Annotated in this window: 15 protein-coding genes; 11 read left to right on the forward strand and 4 right to left on the reverse strand. The window is 68.6% G+C overall.

The features are described 5' to 3' along the window. Window positions 1-4: 4 nt before the first annotated feature. Window positions 5-769: a tyrosine-protein phosphatase gene (locus ACWEKS_RS03470; protein ID WP_452338593.1), complete on the forward strand. Its 765-nt coding sequence runs from the start codon at window positions 5-7 to the stop codon at window positions 767-769. A gap of 22 nt (window positions 770-791) precedes the next feature. Here ACWEKS_RS03470 and ACWEKS_RS03475 read toward each other — a convergent pair whose 3' ends face one another. Then, window positions 792-1,763 carry a LysR family transcriptional regulator gene (locus tag ACWEKS_RS03475; protein ID WP_452338594.1) on the reverse strand — a complete coding sequence of 324 codons (972 nt, stop codon included), beginning with the start codon at window positions 1,761-1,763 and terminating at the stop codon, window positions 792-794. A 245-nt stretch (window positions 1,764-2,008) separates the two neighbouring features. Between ACWEKS_RS03475 and ACWEKS_RS03480 the strand changes: the two genes are divergently transcribed. From ACWEKS_RS03480 to ACWEKS_RS03505, 6 genes are all read left to right on the forward strand, one after another. Further along, window positions 2,009-2,404, forward strand: a complete 396-nt coding sequence (locus ACWEKS_RS03480) for a phage tail protein (RefSeq protein ID WP_452338595.1) — start codon at window positions 2,009-2,011, stop codon at window positions 2,402-2,404. A 249-nt stretch (window positions 2,405-2,653) separates the two neighbouring features. Beyond that, a complete protein-coding gene (locus tag ACWEKS_RS03485; protein WP_452338596.1) occupies window positions 2,654-3,685 on the forward strand; it encodes a MauE/DoxX family redox-associated membrane protein in 1,032 nt (343 codons plus the stop codon). Window positions 3,686-3,847: 162 nt separating this feature from the next. Further along, window positions 3,848-4,183, forward strand: coding sequence for a BP74-related protein (locus ACWEKS_RS03490; protein ID WP_452338597.1), 336 nt, complete (start codon window positions 3,848-3,850; stop codon window positions 4,181-4,183). A 202-nt stretch (window positions 4,184-4,385) separates the two neighbouring features. Continuing rightward, window positions 4,386-5,066 (forward strand): succinate dehydrogenase cytochrome b subunit, encoded by a 681-nt coding sequence (locus tag ACWEKS_RS03495; RefSeq protein ID WP_452338598.1) that lies wholly within the window; start codon window positions 4,386-4,388, stop codon window positions 5,064-5,066. Between the two features lie 2 nt (window positions 5,067-5,068). After that, a complete protein-coding gene (locus ACWEKS_RS03500) occupies window positions 5,069-7,003 on the forward strand; it encodes a fumarate reductase/succinate dehydrogenase flavoprotein subunit (RefSeq protein ID WP_452338599.1) in 1,935 nt (644 codons plus the stop codon). Between the two features lie 14 nt (window positions 7,004-7,017). Continuing rightward, window positions 7,018-7,761 carry a succinate dehydrogenase/fumarate reductase iron-sulfur subunit gene (locus ACWEKS_RS03505; protein WP_452338600.1) on the forward strand — a complete coding sequence of 248 codons (744 nt, stop codon included), beginning with the start codon at window positions 7,018-7,020 and terminating at the stop codon, window positions 7,759-7,761. A gap of 32 nt (window positions 7,762-7,793) precedes the next feature. On the opposite strand, the gene ACWEKS_RS03510 is transcribed toward ACWEKS_RS03505, so the two are convergent. After that, window positions 7,794-8,291, reverse strand: coding sequence for a DNA glycosylase AlkZ-like family protein (locus ACWEKS_RS03510; protein ID WP_452338601.1), 498 nt, complete (start codon window positions 8,289-8,291; stop codon window positions 7,794-7,796). 54 nt (window positions 8,292-8,345) lie between these two features. Here ACWEKS_RS03510 and ACWEKS_RS03515 point away from each other — a divergent pair, with 54 nt between their 5' ends. From ACWEKS_RS03515 to ACWEKS_RS03530, 4 genes are all read left to right on the forward strand, one after another. Next, window positions 8,346-9,185, forward strand: a complete 840-nt coding sequence (locus ACWEKS_RS03515; protein ID WP_452338602.1) for a glycosyl hydrolase family 32 — start codon at window positions 8,346-8,348, stop codon at window positions 9,183-9,185. A gap of 111 nt (window positions 9,186-9,296) precedes the next feature. Next, complete coding sequence (locus ACWEKS_RS03520) at window positions 9,297-10,715, forward strand: L-fucose/L-arabinose isomerase family protein (protein WP_452338603.1); 1,419 nt, start codon at window positions 9,297-9,299, stop codon at window positions 10,713-10,715. Between the two features lies 1 nt (window position 10,716). Further along, the gene (locus ACWEKS_RS03525; RefSeq protein WP_452338604.1) at window positions 10,717-12,192 is read left to right on the forward strand and encodes an FGGY-family carbohydrate kinase; all 1,476 of its coding nucleotides are present in this window, start codon (window positions 10,717-10,719) and stop codon (window positions 12,190-12,192) included. Between the two features lie 34 nt (window positions 12,193-12,226). Beyond that, window positions 12,227-12,886 carry a TMEM175 family protein gene (locus ACWEKS_RS03530; protein WP_452338605.1) on the forward strand — a complete coding sequence of 220 codons (660 nt, stop codon included), beginning with the start codon at window positions 12,227-12,229 and terminating at the stop codon, window positions 12,884-12,886. A 3-nt stretch (window positions 12,887-12,889) separates the two neighbouring features. Here ACWEKS_RS03530 and ACWEKS_RS03535 read toward each other — a convergent pair whose 3' ends face one another. Both ACWEKS_RS03535 and ACWEKS_RS03540 read right to left on the reverse strand, forming a co-directional pair. Then, complete coding sequence (locus ACWEKS_RS03535) at window positions 12,890-14,197, reverse strand: bifunctional o-acetylhomoserine/o-acetylserine sulfhydrylase (RefSeq protein WP_452338606.1); 1,308 nt, start codon at window positions 14,195-14,197, stop codon at window positions 12,890-12,892. A 30-nt stretch (window positions 14,198-14,227) separates the two neighbouring features. After that, window positions 14,228-14,743: an OsmC family protein gene (locus tag ACWEKS_RS03540; protein ID WP_452338607.1), complete on the reverse strand. Its 516-nt coding sequence runs from the start codon at window positions 14,741-14,743 to the stop codon at window positions 14,228-14,230. Window positions 14,744-14,836 lie beyond the last annotated feature (93 nt).

Below are 14,836 nucleotides of genomic sequence, written 5' to 3' on the forward strand. Positions count from 1 at the left end.
TGTTGTGATCACTGATTCCATGCCCACCCGCTGGATCGACTTCGCCCAGATCGACAATGTGCGCGACCTGGGCGGGCTCCCCGTAACCGGCGGCGGCACCACACGTTTCGGCATCGTCCTGCGCTCCTCCACGCTGCAGCAGGCGACCTGCGACGACCTGTCGCACCTGGTCGAGAAGCTGGGCCTGCGCACGGTCATCGACCTGCGCCTGCCCGACGAGGTGGAGCGCGAGGGCTACGGGCTGATCGCCGACTCCGGCCTGCGCATCGCCAACCTGCCGATCCGCAAGTCGCCGCAATCCTCGCTGGCCGCACGGGATCTGGTCCCCGACAAGACCCGCGTCGACCTGACCGAGCTGTACGGTCAGCTGCTCGGCGGCAGTGGTGAGCACATCGTCGAGGCGGTTCGTCTCATCGTCGATCCGGACCGCCATTCGGTGCTGTTCCATTGCGCCGCAGGCAAAGACCGCACCGGCGTGCTCGCCGCGGTCCTGCTGGACGCGGTCGGGGTCCCCGCCGAGGCGATCGCCCACGACTACGCCCTCACCAACGAGCGCATCCAGAAGGTCCGCGACCGACTCGACGCGCTCCCGTCCTACGAGGGCCTGCCGCAGACCAATACGGGCATCCTGGCCGTCTCTCCGGAGGTCATGCTCGGCTTCCTGCGGAATCTGCATGCCGAGCACGGCGGGGCCGCCAACTGGCTACTCGCCAACGGACTTTCGGAGTCCGAACTCCAGCGGCTCCGCGAGGTTCTGGTCGTCGCCTAGGCCTCAGTTCCCGGTCGCTGCCTCAGGTCCCGGTCGTTCCAGCCTGCGGCAGCAGCGACCGGACCCCCGCCGGGAGGCCGCCGCTCGCGGCAGCCTCCCGGACGAAACTCTCCAGCGTCGCCCGGAACGCCCCGGCGGCGTGCGTGGGTGTGACGTCCTTGCGATGGGCGAGCGCGACCGTCCGGTGCAGCCCGCGGGACTCGCGCCCGCCGTCGCCCGACAGCGGAATCCCGCGCAGCCCGGGCCGTCCGGCCAGCACCGTGGACGGGACGACCGCGATCCCGAGCCCCACCTCCACGAACCGCAGCACGGCATCCATCTCGCCGCCCTCGACCGCGAAACGGGGTTCGAACCCCGCCTCCCGGCAGGCCCCGATCGTCGCCTCCCGCAGGTCGTAGCCCGGCCGGAACATCACCAGCGGCCGATCCCGCAGATCCGTGATCCGCAGATGCGGACGCTGGGGCAGCGAACTGTCGTCGACCCTGGCGGTGACCACCAGGTCCTCGCACAGGATCGGCGTGGTGGCCAGCGGGGTGTCCTCACCAAGCGGCAGGATCACCAGCGCCGAATCGAGTGCGCCCCTGGTCAATTGCCGCACCAGATCCCGCGACCCACCCTCCTCCACCAGCAGCCTGATCCCCGGATACGCGTCGTGATACCGCCGCAGCGCATCGGCCAGCAGCCCCGAACACAGCGACGGCGTCGCCCCGAGCCGAACCCGCCCCCGCCGCAGCCCCGCGAGCTCCTGCACCTCCAGCCGCGCAGTATCCACATCCGCCAGAATCCGGGTAGCCAACGGCAACAACGCCTCACCCGCCGGAGTCAGCGTGATATTCCCCCGCGCCCGGCTGAACAGCGATGCCCCGAGCTCGCTCTCCAGCGTCCGAATCTGCTTCGACAACGACGGCTGCGCGACCCCCAGCGCATCGGCCGCCCTGGTGAAATGCCTGGCCTGCGCCACAGCCAAAAAATACGACAACTGCTGCAACTGCACAGTCGATAGCCTAGAACTATGAACTCCGCCATTCCGATTCCGAGTCGCTGATCACGAACACCCGTGCTCTCGAGCGGGGGCTGGTGGCGTATCGGGCGTGAGGTCGCCGCGCGGTGCGGACGGCGGACGGCCGTTGATCGAGAAGACCGCAATTTCCCATTCCGGCGGCCCGGTCGACGCCGTACTCTCGAATGGCATTGCCTCATGAGCGAGAAACCAACCGGTTACGAATTCAGGAGGTCGACATGCAAACCCAGGACAAGATCAGCACGGGAATGTTCCGTATCGATCTGGACAGGTTCTTCATGGAGCAGGCGCGCCGCGTGGTGTCCGGTCTCGGCGATGGACGCGATGACCGCCAGCCGGAGGCCGAGCAGCGTGAGGTGACCATCACCCGGAGCCCGGACAAGAGCGAGGTATTCGACCGCTGGATCCGGCAGTCGCTGAAGGACCCCCACGGCGCGAGAGCGACGATCACGATCACCGAGCTGGACAGTCACGGGGAACCCGTTCTGTCGATCAGTCTGATAAATGCCTGGACTCGCTCGTGGAACGTTCCCTCGCTCGAGGCCGGCAACGCCGGGCCGGCGAACGAGACCGTCACTCTCTCCTGCGACAGGATGAAAATCGAGCAGTTCTAGCCCGCGGCGTACCTACCGTCGCATGGGCTGTGCAAGGTCACGAACTCGACGATCGGATCCCAGCCGGCGGTCTCGACCCCCACGAGGCCGCCGAGCTGGGGTCTCGGGCCACCCATCGCATCGGTGTGCAGGCGCCGCTCTTGTCGCCGCGGCCGGACGATGACGTGTCCGGCAGGTCTTCGCAACACCTCGAATACTCTTCCGGCGATTCCTGATTCGAATAATCGCTGATGTGGGAGGGTGCGGCCCATGCTGATCGAATACGGGGTGTGGGTTACGCGATTGGCGCTCGCCGTGGTGTTCGGGTTGTCGGCCTGGGGGAAACTGGCCGATCGCGCCGGTACGCGGCAGGCGGTGGGGGAGTTCGAGGTGCCGGTGCGGTGGGTGCCCGCCGTGGCGTGGGGGCTGCCGGTCGCCGAGGCGGTGTTGGCGGTCGGCGTCGTGCTGCCGTGGACGGCCGTCGCGGCGGCAGTCGGCGCGCTGCTCCTGCTGACGGTCTTCACGGTGGTCATGGTCGGTTTGTTGCGGCGCGGCAAGCGCCCCTCGTGCTCATGCTTCGGCGCGGCGAGTACGACGCCGATCGGCGCGCGCAGCATCGTGCGCAACGGTGTGCTGATGGTGCTCGCGGCGTCGGTCGTGTGGGGCGGGTTGGCCCGTCCCTCGGTGCCCGCCGGACTGGCTGCCGATGCCGCGACCGGGCTCGCGCTCGGCGCGCTGCTGTGCGGGGTCCTGGCATGGCTGGTCGGCCAGGTCGGCGCGCTGCGGCGCCGGCTGGACGAGCAGGCGCTCTCGACGCTGGGCGCGGAGGGCCTGCCGGTCGGCTCGGTCGCGCCGGAGTTCGAGTTGCTCGACCTCGCGGGCACCCGCACGAACCTCGCGGACCTGCTCTCAGGAGGCAGGGCAGTGCTGCTGGTGTTCGTGCACCCGGGCTGTGAGATGTGCGCCGCGCTGGCCCGTGAGCTGCCGCGGTGGCGAGCGCGCACGGCCATGACCATGGTCGTCGTCGGGAACGGCGATGCCGATGAGCAGGCCGTTTGGGGCGCCGAACAGGGTCTGGGCGAGATCCCGTCGCTGGTGCAGCAGGGCAATGAGGCGGCGCTGCGATATCGCGTCCGCGGTACACCGTCGGCTGTGCTGATCGACGCCGAGGGCCGGGTCGCCGCGCCCGTTGCGCGGGGCGCTATCGCGATCCGTGAGTTGATATTCGCCGGGAGATCGATCCGAGCCCAGCTTTCCTCTCGAAGCAACGGCCACCACGCCGCTAACCAGGGTCAGAACTGACCCGTCGGTCCGGTTACCGCCGCCGGAAACCGGCCGGAGGTCCAAATCGATTGGCGCACAGAGAATTTCGTGTACACAGCGCTCTCGCGCCGATACGATGCTGAGTGCATCGATGCAGAACCGCGTACGAATCCCATCCACTACTTCTGGCAGGGAGATGTCATGGCGGACTTCGCATTCACCGATTACTCCGGCAAGGAATTCATCATCCGGCTCAATGACGAGCAGCGCATCGCGGAAGCGCGCCGGATCCTGTCCGGCGAGGAGCAGATGTCGATCCATGTCATGGGACGCATCAGGAAGCGGGTGGCCGACTACAACCCGGGTTGGAGCTTCCACCTCGACCCGGACACGATCAGCTTCTTCACTATGGCGATCGAGGTCTGCGACTCGTCTATCTCCTACGTCGAGGACAACCTGGACGAGGCTTGCGGCGCTTTCCTGCCGGGTTGCTTCTGGTGTCCGTGGTCGTCCCGACTCACCCGAGAGATCCGCTGATCGCGACGCCGAACCAGCGGACCCCGGCCGAGTGCACTCGGCCGGGGTCCGCTGGTTCGGTCTCCGTGTGACATCGTTCACGGGCCGCATTCACTACTTGCCGTAGTAATTCCGGTTGCAGCTCGGTGCATAGGCCAGGGTCATGGAGACCAGAGCGTTGGGGACTTGGACCGGGGGCGCGGAGCGGACGTAGTTTCCGCTGGTGGCTGTCGTAATACCTGAGCTCTACCGGACGACGGTGGGCAAGAAGGCCGTAATGGCGGTGACCGGGGGCATTCTGGTCCTTTTCCTCATCGCCCACATGGCCGGGAATCTCAAAGTGTTTCTGGGGGCGTCGGATTTCAATCATTACGCCGAGTGGTTGCGGACGATTGGTGAGCCCGCGGTGCCTCGGCGGGGGTTGTTGTCGGCTGTGGAGGTCGTGCTCGCGGTGAGCGTGATCCTGCACATGTGGTCGGCGGTCTCGCTTGCGCGTACGGCGCGGCGCGCCAGGCCGGTCGGGTACGCGGCGAAGAAGAAGTCGCATGCGCAGGGTTATGCCGTTCACACCATGCGGTGGGGCGGGGTGATCATCGCGCTGTATCTCGTCTGGCATCTGCTGGATCTGACCTTCGGCGCGGTGAATCCTCTGGGCCGCAACGCGACTCCGTACGAGAAGGTGGTCGCCGACTTCGCGCCGTCCCACTGGTACGTCACGCTCTTCTACGTTGTCGCCGTGGTCATGGTGGGTCTGCACCTGCGGCACGGTATTCGCAGTGCCGCCCGGACCCTGGGTCTGGCGGGCGCTCGCGGCTACGACCTGCTCGCGGCCGCCGTCTCGATCCTGCTGGTCGCCGGTTTCCTGGCCGTCCCGATCGCTGTCTCCTTCGGATGGGTGAAATAGCCATGAACGATAGTCTTTTCCGCGTCGGCGAGCCGATCGCCGACACCAGAGCGCCGGGCGGGCCGATCGCCGAGCGCTGGACCACCCGTAAGTTCGAGGCCAAGCTGGTCAATCCCGCGAACAAGCGCAAGAAGACGGTCATCGTCATCGGCACCGGGCTGGCCGGCGGCTCGGCGGGGGCCACACTGGGGGAGCAGGGCTATCGCGTGATCCAGTTCTGTTTCCAGGATTCGCCGCGGCGGGCGCACTCGATCGCCGCGCAGGGCGGGATCAATGCCGCCAAGAACTACCGCAATGACGGTGACAGCGTGCACCGGCTGTTCTACGACACGGTCAAGGGCGGTGACTACCGGTCCCGTGAGTCGAATGTGCACCGGCTGGCGGAGATCTCGACGCAGATCATCGATCAGTGTGTGGCGCAGGGTGTTCCGTTCGCACGGGAGTACGGCGGCCTGCTCGACAATCGGTCGTTCGGCGGCGCGCAGGTCTCGCGCACCTTCTACGCCCGCGGCCAGACCGGGCAGCAGCTACTGCTGGGCGCGTATCAGGCGCTGCTGCGGCAGGTCGACGCGGGCACCGTGGAACTGCATGCGCGCCACGAGATGCTCGACCTGATCATGGTGGACGGGGTGGCGCGGGGTGTGGTCGTGCGCGACCTGGTCACCGGCGCGATCCGGTCCTACACGGCCGACGCCGTGGTGCTGGCCTCCGGCGGGTACGGCAATGTCTACTTCCTGTCGACCAATGCCATGGGCTCGAATGTCACGGCCTCCTGGCGGGCGCACAAGCACGGCGCGTACTTCGCCAATCCCTGCTTCACACAGATTCATCCGACCTGCATCCCGGTCTCGGGTGAGCATCAGTCGAAGTTGACGCTCATGTCGGAGTCGCTGCGCAACGACGGCCGGGTGTGGGTGCCCAAAAACGCTGGGGACCAACGCAAGCCCGGCGATGTGCCCGAGCACGAGCGCGACTACTACCTGGAACGCATCTATCCGGCATTCGGCAATCTGGTGCCGCGCGACATCGCCTCCCGCGCGGCCAAGAACGTCTGCGACGAGGGGCGCGGAGTCGGGCCGGGCGGGCTCGGCGTCTATCTCGATTTCGCCGACGCCATCGGGCGGCTCGGCGTCGATGCGGTGAAAGCCAAGTACGGCAACCTTTTCACGATGTACGAGCGGATCACGGGCGAGAACCCGTACGAGATGCCGATGCGTATCTACCCCGCCGTGCACTACACCATGGGCGGGCTGTGGGTGGACTACGACCTGCAATCCACCATTCCGGGACTGTTCGTGATCGGGGAGGCCAATTTCTCCGACCACGGCGCCAACCGGCTCGGGGCCTCCGCGCTCATGCAGGGCCTGGCCGACGGGTATTTCGTCCTGCCGGCCACCCTCGGCGACTATCTCGCCCGCGGTCCGGCCGGGGAGGTGCCGGCCGCCGCGATCGCGGCCGCCGAGGCCCGGGTCACCGCGATGATCGACAGACTCCTGTCCATCCGGGGCGACCGCACCGTCGACTCCTTCCACCGCGAGCTCGGCCACCTCATGTGGGAGTACTGCGGCATGGAACGGACCGAGGCGGGACTGCGCAAGGCGCTGGTCCTGATTCCCGCACTGCGCGCGGAGTTCTGGGAGCGCGTCAACGTGCCGGGCTCCGGGGACGACCTCAACCAGTCGCTGGAACGCGCGGGCCGGGTGGCCGACTTCCTGGAGTTGGCCGAACTCATGGTCATCGATGCCCTGCACCGCACCGAATCCGCGGGCGGCCACTTCCGGGCCGAGTCGCAGACCGAGGACGGTGAGGCCCGCCGCGACGACGCAAACTTCTCCTATGTCGCCGCGTGGGAATGGAACCAGGACGAGCCACCGACGCTGCACCGGGAAGCGCTCAGCTACCAGTACGTCCAGCCCAGCACGCGGTCCTACAAGTAAGAGCGGAATCGAGAATGAAACTCACCCTGCGTATCTGGCGGCAGCGGAACTCCCGCGACAAGGGCCGGATGGTCGACTACGGCGTGGAGGTCTCGCCCGACGCGTCGTTCCTGGAAATGCTCGATGTCCTCAACGAACGGCTCACCGGCGCCGGCGAGGAGCCCATCGCCTTCGACCACGACTGCCGCGAGGGCATCTGCGGCGCGTGCTCACTCGTCATCGACGGCACTCCGCACGGCCCGGAGCAGGCCACCACCACCTGCCAGCTCCACCTGCGGAAATTCGCCGACGGCGACACGATCACCGTGGAACCGTGGCGGGCCAAGGCTTTTCCGGTCATCAAGGACCTGATGGTCGACCGCTCGGCCTTCGACCGGATCATCCGGGCGGGCGGCTACATCACCGCGCCGACCGGCGCCGCACCCGAGGCGCACTCGATCCCGGTCCCGAAACCCGACGCCGATCTGGCCTTCCAGGCCGCCGAATGCATCGGCTGCGGCGCGTGCGTGGCCGCCTGCCCCAATGGTTCGGCCATGCTCTTCACCGCCGCCAAGGTCACCCACCTCGGCCTCCTGCCGCAGGGACAGCCGGAGCGCCACTCCCGCGTCGTCGGCATGCTCGAAGCCCACGACGATGCGGGCTTCGGCGGCTGCACCAACACCGGCGAATGCACCCTCGCCTGCCCGAAAGAGATCCCGCAGGACGTCATCGGCCGCCTGAACAAGGACTTCCTCCGCGCTGCGAGAAAGGCCCGCTGACCCCCTGATGCGGCCACGCGGGAGAGAGCCGATCAGCACGTCTCGATCATGATCTTGCCTTCTTCACCGGGTACGACGATCGGGAGCAGGCGTTCGGCCTCGTCGCGGACAGCGGGGAGATCCCGGCGGGAAATGGTGGTGCCGGTCAGCAGTTCTGTTCCGGCCGAGGCCAATTCGGCGATATCGAGGCCCTCGACCGCAGCCCGGAGATGGACCGAGCGGAGCGTGGGCTCGATCGCCGGTCGGACCGTCGGGTAGAGCCGGCGGTAGGCCTGGGCGTCCGTCAGGTGGACGGTCCGGCGAATCATGGTGGCGCGCACCACTGTTCGATCACGCAGCAACGTGGTCAGATTCGCATGGCGGAAATCGGTGAGGCGCGACCACAGCCCCACATACGGCCAGTTCGGTTCCTGCGCCTGCACCGCGACCAGATGCCGGACCAGCTCGGCGGCGGGCATGGCGACCCGTTCGTTCAACTTCTGACGCAGTAGCAGCGTGCGGTTTAGGGTTCGCAGCGAGAGTTCCGGCATGGGTCCATTGTCGAACGGAAATAGGACAGTTCAGGTCCTATATGGAGGACGGGTATGGGCACGGTGACAGCGGGGGAGTTCCGGCACATCTACGACCCCAGCGAGCCGGATCAGTGCTGGTACATCAACGATCACACCCTGGTCCAGGACGTCGGCGGGCGCTGGCACCTGTTCGGCATCACCCATCCCGAGCCCGCCGACCCCTTCGACGAGACCGAGTTCGCGCACGCCACCGCCGACGACCCGCACGGCCCGTGGACCAAGCATCCCGCCGCGCTGACGGTGGACCGCGAGCGCGGCGAGACCCACCTGTGGGCCCCCTTCGTGGTGCGCGACGGCGACGCCTACTTCATGTTCTACGACGGCGGCGGAACCGACCGCACCGCAACGGGTATGGGCCTGGCCACCTCCGCCGACCTGTTCCACTGGACCCGGCATCCGGGCGGCCCGGTCTTCCGCGACGGCTACGACGCCCGCGACCCCATGGTGCTGCGGGTGGCCGGGCAGTGGGTCATGTACTACTGCGCGACCAGCGCCCCCACCGGCGGCAACCATGTCGTCGCCTACCGCACCAGCCCGGACCTGGTGCACTGGAGCGACCGCCGCATCGCCTACACCGACCCGTCGACCGGAACCGGCGCGGGCAATACCGAATCGCCGTTCGTGCTCCGCCACGCCGGCGCCTGGTATCTGCTGATCGGTCCGCGCCCCGGCTATGTCGGCACCGAGATCTTCCGCGGCGACAACCCTTTTCACTTCGACGCGTCCGGCCGCGTGGGGCACGTACCCGCCCACGCGGCCGAGGTGATCACCCACGAGGACGCCCTCTGGATCACCCACGCGGGCTGGGCGCAGGGCGGAGTCGCGCTGGCCCGCTTGCACTTCCCACGCTGAGACAGCCCGGCCCGCGTTCACCCCGAAAATCCGATTTCGGGCGCGGCGTGCGGCCTGAACTGGAATTCTGAACGGAGTCGAGAGTCCACCCAGTGCGGGGAGGCAGGCAGTATGGCCCGAATCGGCGTGATCAGTCTTTCCGACGGCCGCGACTATGTGCACGGCGGCATCGTCGGATTCATCCGGACCGCGGAGGACCGGCTCGTCACCGAGCTGACCGCGGCCGGGCACATCGTGATTCGCGGTGTGCAACCCATCGGCGGCAACGACCAGGCGGTGCGGGTAGCCCGGCAGGTGGAGGCGGCCGGGGTGGACCTGACCGTGCTGCACTACGCGGTGTGGGCGTTCCCGCACTTCACCATGCTGGCCGCGGGCGCGCTGCGCGGGCCGCTGCTGCTGCTGTCCAATATCGACCCGGTGCAGCCGGGCATGGTGGGCATGCTGGCGGCGGGCGGCGCGCTGGATCAGATCGGCCGCGCGCACGCCCGGCTGTGGGGCGATCCCGCCGATCCGGACCTGATCGCGGCCATCGGGGAACGCGCTCGCGGTGCGGCGGCGGTGGCCGGCCTGCGGGGCAGCACCTTCGGGCGCATCGGCGGGCGGCCCATGGGCATGAACACCGCGGTCGCCAATACCGATCAGTGGCAGCGGGCCTTCGGCATCGATGTCGAGGAGATCGACCAGTGGGAGATCGTGCGCCGCGCCGAACTCGCCGACGCCGGTGAGGCCCGGGCGGCGCGAGAATGGCTGGAGCGCAATACCGCCGGGGTCCACTACGACGGCGGCAAGCTGACGCCGGAGCTACTGGAGCGGCAGCTGCGCTCCTACCTGGCCATGCGGGATCTGATCGCGGAGTGGCGGCTGGACTTCTCCGGCATCAAAGGACAGCCGGAGCTCACCCAGTACTTCGCCACCATGGACATCACCGAGGCGTTCCTCAACGACCCCTACGACTGGAACGGGCCCAAACAGCCCCACGTGTGCGCCACCGAGGCGGATATGGACGGGGCGCTCACCATGCAGCTGCTCAAGCAGATCGCGGGCACGCCGGTGCTCTTCGCCGATGTCCGGCACTATCACGCCGACCGTGACATATGGGATCTGTGCAATTCCGGCCAGCACGCCACCTGGTACGCGGCGCGCAGCGACGATCCGGCCGAGAATCTGGCCCGGGTGCACCTGTATCCGGAGGTGTTCTTCTTCCCGGCCGGCGGCGCGTCGGTGCATCACCTGGCCGCGCCCGGGCAGATGACGCTGGCCCGGCTCACCCGCCGCGACGGCGCCTACCGCATGCAGCTGATGCTCGGCGAGTTCGAGACCTACGACCCGGCCACCAACGAATCGCTGATGAAACAGTCCACCTGGGAGTGGCCGCACGCCTTCGCCCGCCTGGACGCCGACGCCGGGGACTTCCTGTCCCGCTTCGGCGCCAATCACATTCACGCCGTGCCGGGCGACCAGCGCGCCACCGTCCGCGCGGCCTGCGAACTGCTCGATGTCACGCTCGACGAGTTCAGCCGGGCGAGCTGACATGTTCCTCGGCATCGATATCGGCACCTCCGGATCCAAGGGCGTCCTGGTCGACCACGCGGGCACGGTCGCGATGAGAGCCGAACGACCGCACCGGGTTTCGACGCCGCGCCCGGGCTGGGTGGAGCACGACGCGGAGACCGTGTGGTGGGCCGACTTCGCGGCCATCGCCCGCGAACTGGTGGCGGCCGCCGACGGCGAACCCCTCGAGGGGCTCGCGGTGAGCGGCATCGGGCCGTGCCTGCTGCCCGCCGACGCTGCGGGCCGCCCCTTGCGGCCCGCCATCCTCTACGGGGTCGACACGCGCGCCGGCGACGAAATCGAGGAACTGAACGCGGAATTGGGCGCGCAGACGGTGCTGGAGCGCTGCGGCTCGCCGCTCACCAGTCAGGCGGTCGGGCCGAAGCTGCGCTGGCTCATCCGCCACGATCCGCGGGTGTGGCGGGCCACCCGGATGCTGTTGATGGCGAGCTCGTTTCTGGTCCATCGCCTCACCGGCCGCTACGTCCTGGACCATCAATCCGCCAGCCAGTGCGTGCCCATGTACGACCTGATGGCCCGCGAATGGGCCGTGGACTGGGCCGAATCCGTCGCACCCGGCCTGCGACTACCCGAATTGGCCTGGCCCACCGAGATAGTCGGCCGGATCACCGCCGAGGCCGCCGCGGCCACCGGCCTGCCCGCCGGGCTGCCGGTGACCACCGGCACCATCGATGCCTGGGCCGAGGCCGCCGGTGTCGGCGTCCGCGCCCCCGGCGACTGCATGATCATGTACGGCACCACCATGTTCCTCACCCAGGTGCTGACCGACCCCCGCCCCCAGCCCGGCCTGTGGACCACCTGCGGAACCTGGCCCGGCACGTACACGTCCGCCGCCGGCATGGCCACCTCCGGCGCGATCACCGACTGGCTGCGCACCCTCACCGGCAGCGATTTCTCCGAACTCGTCGACGAGGCCGCCCAGGTTCCGCCGGGCAGCCGCGGGCTGCTGGTGCTGCCCTACTTCGCGGGCGAACGCACGCCCCTGTTCGATCCGGACGCCCGCGGCGTGATCGCCGGTCTCACCGTCACCCACCAGCGCGCCGACCTCTACCGCGCGGTCCTCGAGGGCATCGGCTACGGCGTGCGGCACAACCTCGAGGCCATGGCCGCCGCGGGGGCTCCCGCCACCCGGCTGGTGGCCGTGGGCGGCGGCACCAAGGGCGGGCTGTGGACCCGCATCGTCTCCGACATCACCGGCCTGCCCCAGCAGCTTCCGGCCGACACGGTCGGTGCGGCCCTGGGCGACGCCCTGCTGGCCGCCGAATCCCTGGGCCTGGACACCGCCGCCTGGAACCCGATCATCACCACGGTCGAACCCGACCCGTCGGTCACCGCCCACTACGCCCCGTACTACCGCCACTACCGATCCCTTTACGACGCAACGAGAGCCACCGCCCACTTCCTCGCCCGGGAGCAACACCGCGCCGCCCCGTGACATCCGCTAGGGTCCGGCGGGGAAGGGCAGGTGGATGACTCGGTATCACCGCATCGCGGCGCAGGATCTCGGCCGCCTCGGGGCGCTCAGCGACGGAATCTTCGCTGTGGCAATGACATTGCTGGTGCTGGATCTGCACGTGCCCGCGGGCGAGGCGTGGCACGAGCGCTCGCTGTGGAGTGCGGGCGCGGTCTCCGATGAGCAACCGGTCTGGCATGCGCTCACCCACGTGGGCCCGCAGTTCCTCATCTGCCTGCTGGGTTTCCTCACCCTCGGCATGTTCTGGATCGGCCAGCAGACCCAGCTCAACCTGATGGACCGGGCGGACCGCTCGCTGACCTGGATCCACCTCATGTTCCTGTTCGGCATCTGCCTGGTGCCCTTCGCCACCGCGCTGCTGGCCGCTTTCCCCCAGTCCCGCCTGGCCCTGCTGGTGTACTGGGCCGACCTGCTGTATCTGGGCCTGGTCCAGCTCGCCGCGCTCCGCTATGCGCGCCGCGCCGGTCTGCTCGCCGAGCACATCGGACCCGAGGACCTGACGGCCATCCGCCGCCGCATCGGCATCGTGCAACTGCTGTATGCGGCGGCGGTGGTCCTCTGCCCGATCAGCACCTACCTGAGCATCGGGCTGATCATCGCTCTCCAGGTGAATTCGGCTGTCTCCCCGCCGATTCGCCCGTTCGATCGCTTCTGAGGGCTACTGCGCGGCGGCGAATCCGGCGCGCAGATCGGCGAGGATGTCGTCGATGCCCTCGATTCCCACGGCCAGGCGGACCAGGCCGGGGGTGACGCCAGCCGCGAGCTGCTCCTCGGGGGTCAGCTGAGAGTGGGTGGTGGAGGCGGGGTGGATGACGAGGGAGCGGACGTCGCCGATATTGGCGACGTGGCTGTGCAGGGTGAGGGCTTCGACGAAGCGCTTGCCCGCGTCGACTCCGCCGGCCAGCTCGAAGCCGATGATGGCGCCGACGCCCTTGGGGGCCAGCTGCTTTCCACGTTCGTACCACGGTGACGACGGCAGGCCCGCATAGGAGACGGCCGTGACCTCGGGTCGCGCGGTGAGGAATTCGGCCACCGCCCGGGCATTGGCGACGTGCCGTTCGAGGCGCAGGCTGAGGGTCTCCAGGCCCTGGCTGATGAGGAAGGCGTTGAACGGCGAGATGGCCGAGCCCAGATCACGCAGCAGCTGCACCCGCGCCTTGAGCGCGTAGGCGGGTGCGCCGAGATCGGCGTAGACCACACCGTGGTAGCTCGGGTCGGGCTCGGTGAATCCGGGGAAACGTCCACTGCGCCAATCGAAGGCGCCGCCGTCGACGATCACGCCCGCGATGGCCGCGCCGTGGCCGCCCAGGTACTTCGTCGCGGAGTGCACGACGATGTCCGCCCCGTGGGCGAGCGGCTGGATGAGATACGGGGTAGCGACGGTGTTGTCGACGATGAGCGGGATCCCGGAACCGTGCGCGACCTCCGCGATGCCGGGAATGTCGAGAATGTGGTTCTGCGGGTTGGACACCGTCTCCCCGTAGAAAGCCTTGGTGTTCGGGCGGATTGCCGCCCGCCACTGGTCGAGGTCGTCCGGATCCTCGACGAAGCTCACCTCGATGCCCAGCCGCGGCAGGGTGTACCGGAACAGATTGTAGGTGCCGCCGTACAGCCGCGGGCTGGACACGATGTGGTCCCCGGCCCCCGCGAGGTTCAGGATCGCGAAGGTCTCCGCCGCCTGACCCGAGGCCAGCAGCAGCGCGGCCACACCGCCCTCCATCGCGGCGATCCGCTGCTCCACCGCGTCCTGGGTGGGATTCATGATGCGGGTGTAGATGTTTCCCGGCTCGGCCAGCCCGAACAGCGCGGCGGCGTGGTCGGTGTCGCGGAAGACGTAGGAGGTGGTCTGGTAGATCGGCAGCGCGCGGGCGCCGGTCGCGCCGTCGGGCGTCTGCCCCACGTGGATCTGCTTGGTCTCGAAACTCCAGGCGGCGGTGGGGTCTTCGGGCAGAGCGGATGCGGTCATCGGGGCCTCCGGTGGGTTGGGGACGTGTTCCTACTGGGTGACGAGGGTGGTCTCGACCGGGGTCCGGCCGGTGGTGAGATCCAGGACAGGGCAGTGCTCGTCGACCGCCCGCTGCAATTCGGCGTAGCGCTCGGCGGACTCGGGTCCGCTGATCCGCACGGTCACGCGCACCGCCTGGAATCCGGGGCGGACCGTGTCGTCGAGTCCGAAGAAGCCGCGCACATCGAGATCGCCCTCGGCGTCGACGGCCAGCTCCTCGATGGCCACGCCGAGCCGCTGCGCCCAGAACCGATACGTCACCACCTGGCAGGCGATCAGCGAGGCCAGATACACCTCGACGGGATTCGGCGCGGACCCCGCGCCGCCGAGTGCCGGCGGCTCGTCCACCCGAACCGTGTACCGCCCCAGGGCAATCGCGCTCCCGACGGTGCCCTCCGGTGTCCCCGCGGCCCGGAACACCACCGCGGCCTGTGCGGGATCCGCGGCCACGGCCCGGCCGGTCGCCTCGACGATATCGTTCAACGGAGTGCTCAGCTCGGTTGTCATACCGCGTGAAGCTACGACCCGGCCACCGGTACCGACGATGGTTACGCTCGCCGTGAGCGCAATCGCGGCTGGTCGCACGGCCCGGAGCTACCC

Source organism: Nocardia sp. NPDC004711 (genome assembly GCF_053601595.1).

What these genes read in the sequence shown, in the direction of transcription:
- ACWEKS_RS03480 (WP_452338595.1), top strand. Translation starts at nt 2,009, where the DNA reads ATGCAAACCCAGGACAAGATCAGCACGGGAATGTTCCGTATCGATCTG.
- ACWEKS_RS03485 (WP_452338596.1), top strand. Translation starts at nt 2,654, where the DNA reads ATGCTGATCGAATACGGGGTGTGGGTTACGCGATTGGCGCTCGCCGTG.
- ACWEKS_RS03490 (WP_452338597.1), top strand. Translation starts at nt 3,848, where the DNA reads ATGGCGGACTTCGCATTCACCGATTACTCCGGCAAGGAATTCATCATC.
- ACWEKS_RS03500 (WP_452338599.1), top strand. Translation starts at nt 5,069, where the DNA reads ATGAACGATAGTCTTTTCCGCGTCGGCGAGCCGATCGCCGACACCAGA.
- ACWEKS_RS03505 (WP_452338600.1), top strand. Translation starts at nt 7,018, where the DNA reads ATGAAACTCACCCTGCGTATCTGGCGGCAGCGGAACTCCCGCGACAAG.
- ACWEKS_RS03510 (WP_452338601.1), bottom strand. Translation starts at nt 8,291, where the DNA reads ATGCCGGAACTCTCGCTGCGAACCCTAAACCGCACGCTGCTACTGCGT.
- ACWEKS_RS03515 (WP_452338602.1), top strand. Translation starts at nt 8,346, where the DNA reads ATGGGCACGGTGACAGCGGGGGAGTTCCGGCACATCTACGACCCCAGC.
- ACWEKS_RS03520 (WP_452338603.1), top strand. Translation starts at nt 9,297, where the DNA reads ATGGCCCGAATCGGCGTGATCAGTCTTTCCGACGGCCGCGACTATGTG.
- ACWEKS_RS03525 (WP_452338604.1), top strand. Translation starts at nt 10,717, where the DNA reads ATGTTCCTCGGCATCGATATCGGCACCTCCGGATCCAAGGGCGTCCTG.
- ACWEKS_RS03530 (WP_452338605.1), top strand. Translation starts at nt 12,227, where the DNA reads ATGACTCGGTATCACCGCATCGCGGCGCAGGATCTCGGCCGCCTCGGG.
- ACWEKS_RS03535 (WP_452338606.1), bottom strand. Translation starts at nt 14,197, where the DNA reads ATGACCGCATCCGCTCTGCCCGAAGACCCCACCGCCGCCTGGAGTTTC.
- ACWEKS_RS03540 (WP_452338607.1), bottom strand. Translation starts at nt 14,743, where the DNA reads ATGACAACCGAGCTGAGCACTCCGTTGAACGATATCGTCGAGGCGACC.